The sequence below is a fragment of the Candidatus Avelusimicrobium stercoris genome, from assembly GCF_002437085.1.
Classification (GTDB): domain Bacteria; phylum Elusimicrobiota; class Elusimicrobia; order Elusimicrobiales; family Elusimicrobiaceae; genus Avelusimicrobium; species Avelusimicrobium stercoris.
The window spans coordinates 7,315-14,581 of sequence record NZ_DJOA01000024.1 but is presented as its reverse complement, the minus strand read 5'-3'; the positions used below and the strand labels follow the sequence as shown (position 1 = coordinate 14,581).

The 7,267-nt window shown below is 47.8% G+C and carries 9 protein-coding genes; 3 read left to right on the top strand and 6 right to left on the bottom strand.

The window, feature by feature from the left end:
• Nucleotides 1–133: 133 nt before the first annotated feature.
• Together B2118_RS04040 and hydF are read right to left on the bottom strand one after the other, a co-directional pair.
• Complete coding sequence (locus tag B2118_RS04040) at nt 134–370, bottom strand: hypothetical protein (RefSeq protein ID WP_428053432.1); 237 nt, start codon at nt 368–370, stop codon at nt 134–136.
• A gap of 128 nt (nt 371–498) precedes the next feature.
• On the bottom strand, nt 499–1,665 hold the full coding sequence (gene hydF, locus B2118_RS04035) for a [FeFe] hydrogenase H-cluster maturation GTPase HydF (RefSeq protein ID WP_428053431.1): 1,167 nt from the start codon (nt 1,663–1,665) through the stop codon (nt 499–501).
• Between the two features lie 95 nt (nt 1,666–1,760).
• Between hydF and B2118_RS04030 the strand changes: the two genes are divergently transcribed.
• Genes B2118_RS04030 through B2118_RS04020 form a run of 3 tightly spaced genes read left to right on the top strand, consistent with a single transcriptional unit; the run spans nt 1,761 to nt 5,459 of the window.
• On the top strand, nt 1,761–2,771 hold the full coding sequence (locus B2118_RS04030; protein ID WP_428053430.1) for a polyprenyl synthetase family protein: 1,011 nt from the start codon (nt 1,761–1,763) through the stop codon (nt 2,769–2,771).
• An 8-nt stretch (nt 2,772–2,779) separates the two neighbouring features.
• The gene (gene dxs, locus B2118_RS04025) at nt 2,780–4,633 is read left to right on the top strand and encodes a 1-deoxy-D-xylulose-5-phosphate synthase (protein WP_428053429.1); all 1,854 of its coding nucleotides are present in this window, start codon (nt 2,780–2,782) and stop codon (nt 4,631–4,633) included.
• A gap of 7 nt (nt 4,634–4,640) precedes the next feature.
• Nucleotides 4,641–5,459, top strand: a complete 819-nt coding sequence (locus tag B2118_RS04020; RefSeq protein WP_428053428.1) for a TIGR00730 family Rossman fold protein — start codon at nt 4,641–4,643, stop codon at nt 5,457–5,459.
• 74 nt (nt 5,460–5,533) lie between these two features.
• On the opposite strand, the gene B2118_RS04015 is transcribed toward B2118_RS04020, so the two are convergent.
• Genes B2118_RS04015 through B2118_RS04000 form a run of 4 tightly spaced genes read right to left on the bottom strand, consistent with a single transcriptional unit; the run spans nt 5,534 to nt 7,235 of the window.
• Nucleotides 5,534–5,857: a hypothetical protein gene (locus B2118_RS04015; protein ID WP_428053427.1), complete on the bottom strand. Its 324-nt coding sequence runs from the start codon at nt 5,855–5,857 to the stop codon at nt 5,534–5,536.
• 43 nt (nt 5,858–5,900) lie between these two features.
• Nucleotides 5,901–6,176, bottom strand: a complete 276-nt coding sequence (locus tag B2118_RS04010) for a hypothetical protein (RefSeq protein ID WP_428053426.1) — start codon at nt 6,174–6,176, stop codon at nt 5,901–5,903.
• Between the two features lie 60 nt (nt 6,177–6,236).
• Nucleotides 6,237–6,395, bottom strand: a complete 159-nt coding sequence (locus tag B2118_RS04005) for a GNAT family N-acetyltransferase (RefSeq protein ID WP_428053425.1) — start codon at nt 6,393–6,395, stop codon at nt 6,237–6,239.
• Nucleotides 6,396–6,434: 39 nt separating this feature from the next.
• The gene (locus B2118_RS04000) at nt 6,435–7,235 is read right to left on the bottom strand and encodes a type IV pilin protein (protein WP_428053424.1); all 801 of its coding nucleotides are present in this window, start codon (nt 7,233–7,235) and stop codon (nt 6,435–6,437) included.
• Nucleotides 7,236–7,267: the final 32 nt, after the last annotated feature.

Sequence of the window (7,267 nt, the reverse complement as noted above, 5' to 3'; positions counted from 1 at the left end):
AAAAAAACGAAACAACCCCTTTCCAGTAAGCCCTGCGGACGGCTTACCTTTTCCCCCTCTTTTGGCTAATGGAACCACACTGTTTTGGCAATGTCGCAAACAAACGAAACGGCAACAATAAAAAATTACATTTTTAGCCGTCATCCCCGAGGAATTGGCGGCCCGCAGGGTTTTCATAATCTACTGCTTGGGCAGTTGGTCGTTTATAAAAATAAAAGTCATACTGGAAGGTTTCTGTCCAGTATCCGTTGTTTTCCTCTTTTTGAGCAACAACAGATCCTGGACTACAACTTTCCTGGATGACGGCAACAACAACACAATCGGTAGATCCTGAAACAAGTTCAGGATGACCTCTTTTTTGAATCCCCACAAGGGCCATTATCTATTAGGAGTTATTTTAAACTGATGGGCCGTTAATTTAGAATATCCTTTTAATTGTAAAACCCCCGGTGTAGCCGGGGGTTTTCCATTATGTCTGGTTTTAGTCTGTCTTTACGCTTACTTTCTAAATATTTCCGTTACGCGGTCAAAAATACCGTTGCAATAGGCGATTGTCAAACCATAGTTGGAAAGGGCCACTCCCTTTTCCTTTAAAATATTCAGCCGCCGCATAATCTGCGTGCGCGTTACCATACACCCACCGCATTGTACGGCCAATTTGTAGGTTTGCGCATCGTCCGGCAAGGCATCCAAATTAGCCACCACGGTAAATTGCAATTTTTTGCCCGTGTACTTTTGCAGCCAGTTGGGTATTTTCGTACGGCCGATATCGTCGCACTTGTTTACGCTGTGGGAACAGGACTCCATAATCAGCACCTTGTCGCCGTCCTGCAAGGTATCAATCGCGCGAGTACCCTTTAAATACGCCTCAAAATCCCCCTTTAAGCGTGAAAACAAAATGCTGAAACTCGTCAGCGGGATGGTGGGAGGAACAACGGAACTGACGTATTTAAACGCTTGGGAATCCGTTACCACCAGTTTGGGCGTATGCGTTTGCAAATAATTACTCAGTTCGCTGTCCTTTAAGCACACCGCCACCGCGCCGATATCAAGCAAGTTGCGTATCGTCTGCACCTGTGGCAGGATAATGCGTCCCTCGGGCGCAGAAGCGTCAATCGGAATAACCAACACCACCTCGTCCCCGGCGCGGACGTAATCGTCCAACAGTACCGACTGCGAATAGGAACTCTTGGGCAGGTGCTTTTTAATCATATCCAACAGGATAGGCAGTTGCGGTTTTTTGCACGAAAAATCTACGATATCAACACCCGTTATTTGCACATCCAATTTATGCAAATCGCTTTTGTTATGCACCAAAAAGAACGGCACCTTGCGCGCGGAGCACAGTTGCATTAAATTTTTATCGTACGAATCTAATTCGCCCGTGAACACCAAAATCGCCAAATCCACTTGGTCCAACGCTTCGTTCGTGCGGCGGACACGCTGGACGCCCAAGGCGGACGCGTCGTCAATCCCGGCGGTATCCACCAAGGTTACCGGGCCAATGCCCAAAATTTCAATAATCTTTTTGACGGGGTCCGTCGTCGTCCCCGGGTGGGCGGCCACGACGGAGACTTCCTGCCCCGTCAGGGCGTTAATCAAGGAACTTTTGCCCACGTTCATTTTTCCAAAAATGCCGATATGCGGCCTGTTTACTTTTACCATAATAGGAATTATAATATTTTTCCCCCACCGCTGTCCGTGCGGCGGGCTCAATATAAGGTATAATAAAATAAAGTCCGTACCACGAGGTTATTACTATGAATAAGTTTGACGTGTATCTAAAAGACCGTGCCAAGTTGGTGGAAAAAAATCTTTCCAAATATATTTCCAAAATCAAAAACTCTCCTAAAATTTTGACCGACGCAATGGATTATTCCTTGGAAGCCGGTGGAAAGCGCGTGCGCCCTATTTTGCTTATGGCCACCGCCGAAGCGTTTGGCAAAAAAGCGGCTGACGTAATGCCCGCAGCCTGCGCCGTGGAAATGTTGCACACCTATTCTTTAATCCACGACGATTTGCCTTCTATGGACAACGATTCCTTGCGCCGCGGCAAACCCACCAACCACAAGGTATTCGGCGAAGACCTTTCTTTATTGGCGGGCGATGCGCTTTTGACGTATGTGTTTGAAGTGTTTGCGCAAAACGGCAAGGTAAAGGCCATCGGCGCGGAAAATACTTTAAACGCGCTAATGAACTTTGCCAACTGCGCCGGGGCCTCGGGTATGGTCGGCGGGCAAGTGGCCGACGTATATGCCGAAGGGATGGGCGCCGCCGATGCGGCCAGCACGAGAGCGGACAAAATCCGAAAAATTTCTAAACCGCTTGCGGATAAATCCCTGCACTATTTTATGCTCCCCGCCACGGTTAAGGAAACCACGCCTGAAACCATTTTAAACTACATCCACGCCAACAAAACGGGTGCGTTAATCCGCGGCAGTGTGGAAACGGGCGCCTTGTTGGCCGGAGCCAAAGGCAGCGATTTAACCTTGATTAAAAAGTACGCCAACTGTATCGGTCTCGTATTCCAAATTGTGGACGATATTTTGGACGTTACGGCCTCTGCCAAGCAGTTGGGCAAATCTAACAGCGACAAGGAAAACGGCAAACTGACCTTCGTCAGCCTGTACGGTTTAGAGGGCAGCCGCAAGCACGCGCAGTTGTTAATCGCTAACGCGCAAAAAGCCTTGAACGCGCTCAAAAACGTCAAAAAGAAAAACCTATGGCCGCTGTACGAAATGGCGGAATTTTTCAAAACCAGAACGTATTAAGGAGTAATATGAAAGTTCTCCCCAGTATTCAAAGTCCGCGCGATTTACGCTTAATTAAAAAAGAACTCCTGCCCACATTGTGCGAGGAATTGCGCCAAGTAATTATAGAAACCGCCAGCCACAACGGCGGGCACTTGGGTTCCAGTTTGGGCGCGGTGGAAATCATCACGGCCCTGCACTATGTCTTTAACACGCCCGAGGATAAAATCGTGTTTGACACGGGCCACCAAGCCTATGCGCACAAATTGCTCACGGGCCGCCAAAAGGAATTTGCCACTATCCGCACGCAAAACGGCCTTAGCGGATTTCCCAAACGCACGGAAAGTGAATACGACACTTTCGGCGCGGGGCACGCCTCCACGGCTATTTCCGCCGCGCTGGGGCTGGCTATCGCGCGCGACCAACGCAAGGAAAAAAATAAAGTAATTGCGGTGGTGGGCGACGGGTGTTTGACGGGCGGTATGGCGTATGAAGCAATGCAAAACGCAGGCCTGCTGCGCACAGATATGCTGGTTATTTTAAACGATAACCAGATGTTTATCTCCCAGCGCGTCGGCGCGTTAGGCAAGGCGCTTACCAAACTGCTGACCACCAAATATGTACAACTGGCCGAAGAAAAGGCCACCAACTTTTTAAAACGCTTTGACGAACTGGGCAACAATGCGGCCAAACTCGCCAAGCGGGCGCGCTCTATTCTGTTTCCCGGTACCTTGTTTGAGGAAATGGGCTTCCGTTATTTCGGCCCAGTAAACGGGAACGACATTAACGAAATGATTGAAGTGCTGGAAAATTTAAAGGACGTAAAGGGCCCGGTAATGCTGCACGTGGTTACCAAAAAAGGCAAAGGTTACAAGCCCGCCGAGGAAAAGCCGACCAAGTTCCATGGTATCGGTATTTTTGACGTGGAAACGGGCGACTCCTTGGGCAAATCTTCCGCCCTTACGTTTACAAAAGCATTTTCCAACGCGCTTTTGAAACTGGCGGAAAAGGACCCCTCCATTGCCGCCATTACCGCCGCAATGCCCGAGGGGACGGGATTAGACGCCTTCCGCGACAAATTCCCCTCCCGCTATTTTGACGTAGGCATTGCCGAGGAACACGCGGCCACCTTTGCGGCCGGACTTGCGGCAGGCGGCGTAAAGCCTATTGTCGCGCTCTATTCCACCTTTGCCCAGCGTTGCTACGACCAGATTTTGCACGATATTTGCTTGCAAAAACTGCCCGTTGTGTTTGCGCTGGACCGTGCGGGGCTGGTGGGTGAAGACGGCCCCACGCACCACGGCGTGTTTGATTTAAGTTTCCTGCGCGACATCCCGAATTTGATTTTGGCCGCCCCGGCGGACGAAAACGAAATGCAGCATATGCTTAAAACCGCCTTTGACGCAAAAGCCCCCTTTGTGCTACGCTATCCGCGCGGAGCGGGCTTCGGCGTGAAATTAGACGACGAACCCCAAGATTTGCCTATCGGCAAAGGGGTATGGCTCAAAAAAGGCAAGGACGTTACCATTTTGGCCATTGGCAACCGCGTGCACCCCGCCTTGGCGGCGGCCGAAGCGCTCAAAAAGCATAAAATTGACTGCGGAGTCGTCAATATGCGCTTTGTCAAACCGTTGGATACGCAACTGATTGACGAAGCCTTAAAGGTTTCCAAGCATTTGGTTACCGTAGAGGACAATATGCTGGCGGGCGGTTTTGGCTCGGCCGTGGCCGAATATCTGGCTGATAAACAGGCCAATTTCAAACTCCTGCGCCTGGGTATAGGCGACGAATTTGTGGAGCACGGCAAGGTGGCTAACTTGTTTGATAAGTTAGGCCTCAATGCCGAACAAATGACGGACCATATTTTAAAATGGATAAAGTGAGGACTTTATGACTACCAAAGAACAACAAGCCATTGAGCACGAAGATTCTTATATTAAAGCGTATGAAGATATTGCGCTTTTGAAGAAGGACATTATGCGCCCCGTGCGTATGGAATTAGAGGTAATGAAGCCGGAAATTTACCTCCGCCATTTCAACGTAACCGATACGGTGGTTTGCTTTGGCAGCGCGCGCGTGCGCGAGGAAAAGGATGCGTCCGCCAAACTCAAATCCGCCAAGGAAGCCCTTGCCAAAGACCCGTCTGACAAAAATTTGCAAAACCGCGTGTACGAAGCCGAAGGTTTGGCTAAACTTTCCAAGTATTACGACGAAGCGCGCAAATTCGCCAAAATCGTGGTACAGCACGCCGGCGACCGCTTTGCCGTGGTTACAGGCGGTGGCCCGGGCTTAATGGAAGCCGCCAACCGCGGTGCCTTTGAAAACGGCGGACGCAGTATCGGTATGAACATTACCCTGCCGCACGAACAGCACCCCAATCCGTACATCACCAAAAATTTGGCGTTTTTGTTCCACTATTTTGCCATCCGCAAACTGCATTTGGTAATGCGCGCCAAAGCCTTTGTGGTGTTCCCCGGCGGGTTCGGAACATTTGACGAACTGTTTGAAATTTTAACGCTTGTTAAAACGGGCAAAAAGCAGGAAATCCCGATAGTCTTAGTGGGCAAAGAGTTCTGGAATACGGTAGTGAATATTCCGGGCTTGGCCTCCTACGGCGTGATTTCGCCCGAAGAAGCCGAAGCCTGCGCCACGGTGGAAACTGCCGAAGAAGCCTGGGATATTATCGCCAAGTTCTACAAAATTAAATAACGCTCAAAAGCGTGCAAAAAGCCCCGCCAAATCGCGGGGCTTTTTTATGGGGTGAAGAAACCATTAAATAGTAATTAACTGTCATATATCTTTGAAAAAGGCATTTTTGCCATTGATGATTTACTATGCCACAATTTCCGCGTTGCCTTAATAGCAGAGTTCACATATTCTTTACTCAAATTTTTATAGTTTATTTCTTCATCACGTTCCCTGTGATAATTTTCATAATAAAATTTTGCTAATTTCGTATCATTATTGAGTAGGCAAATATTGGTGGCATCCAAGCCGAACCTTGCATATTTTTGTTCTTTAAATTTTTCTATATATGATAGCATCCACCTTTTTGCAAATTCGGGGTCTCTCAATTTTCTATAAAATAATATTTCTGCTTTTGCCATATTTGCCAAATTTAGTATTTCATTTCTAAATTGGGTTTCATCCTTATATTCTACGAACTTGCCATATCTGGCGGCGGGTTGTCTTGAAAAAAGCAAAACATAAAACGTCCGGTTGCTTATCCCCCCACAAAAAAGTTAAACCTATATTTAGATAAGTTCCTTTGTCCCAATTTGACGGTTGAAATTCCACTACCGTAAAAAAATAATCATTATCATCCAAATACACCCGGGAGGTTCCTTTCTGAAACACCCCCAGCGGCAACAAAATTTCCTTACAAACTTGTTTTATAATTTTTGAACAAATATTTTTATCGTCCATAGGGCAATCATAAATAATTTATTTTTCTAACTTCATATACAAAAGCGGGTACGGGTTACCTTACTCATCGTAATCCGTCCGTTTGTAGGCGGTAAATCCTAAATGCTCGTAAAAGCCCACCGCCTGAGGGTTCTGCTCGTTTACCGTAAGTCCCCGTAAGCCATAATGCGCCAGCGCGTATTGGAGCGCCCCGCGGTGGCTTATTTCAACTATTTTCATAATAGTTATTATATGATACTTACCGTTACAAATAAAAATCTACTGAATTACAAACCGCCGCCAAGAGCCGTCGCTGTCCTCTTCCGAGGATCCGATTTCGCTGCATATTTCTACTGCTTTTTTATTGCTTGGCGGAGCCGCACAATAGATTTTCCCGGGCAAATGTATGCCACGGAAATCACCGGACGCCACAATAACATAAAAATATTTTTCAGCCGAGCGGGAAATAGCAAAACGCCCGTTTTTTAATTGGTCGGGACTGTCCCAATTAAAATTTTTTGCCAGAGATCGCGGAAACGATAACGTAAGTGCATCCAAAGAAGACGCATACCGCGAATTTTGCATATAATACAATTCCTGTGCCTGACGCACCGAACGCACCAAGCCAACGGCTTCCATAGCGCGCGTTTTTTCTACCACTTTTTCATATTGCGGCACAGCCACCGCCGCCAATATGCCAATAATGAGGACAACAACAAGGAGTTCAATTAAAGTAAAACCCGCGGTGGCCGTGCGGCCACTGGTGCTAGTGGCGTCATTCTGGAAAGTTGGCTGGCGCAGAGCGTTCCAGAATCTGTTGTTACGAAACAGCGAGATTCCGTGCAGAAACCTTACGGAATGACGTCTGTTTGGGGTTGCCGCACGGCCACTTGTTGTTAAGCCGTCATCCCGGAAGGTCTTTATCCGGGATCTGTCGTTGCCGTTGTAGTAGTCATCCCGGGCGTGGACCCGGGATCCAGTCTGTTTATAAAGACCTTTTCCTTTTCTATTTCTGGATTCCAGGTTCCCGCTTGTATGCGGGCCCTGGAATGACAACAAAGTATTCATAAATCCTTTCATTTTTTATTTTTTCTCCTTGTTAAGGCCTTTAT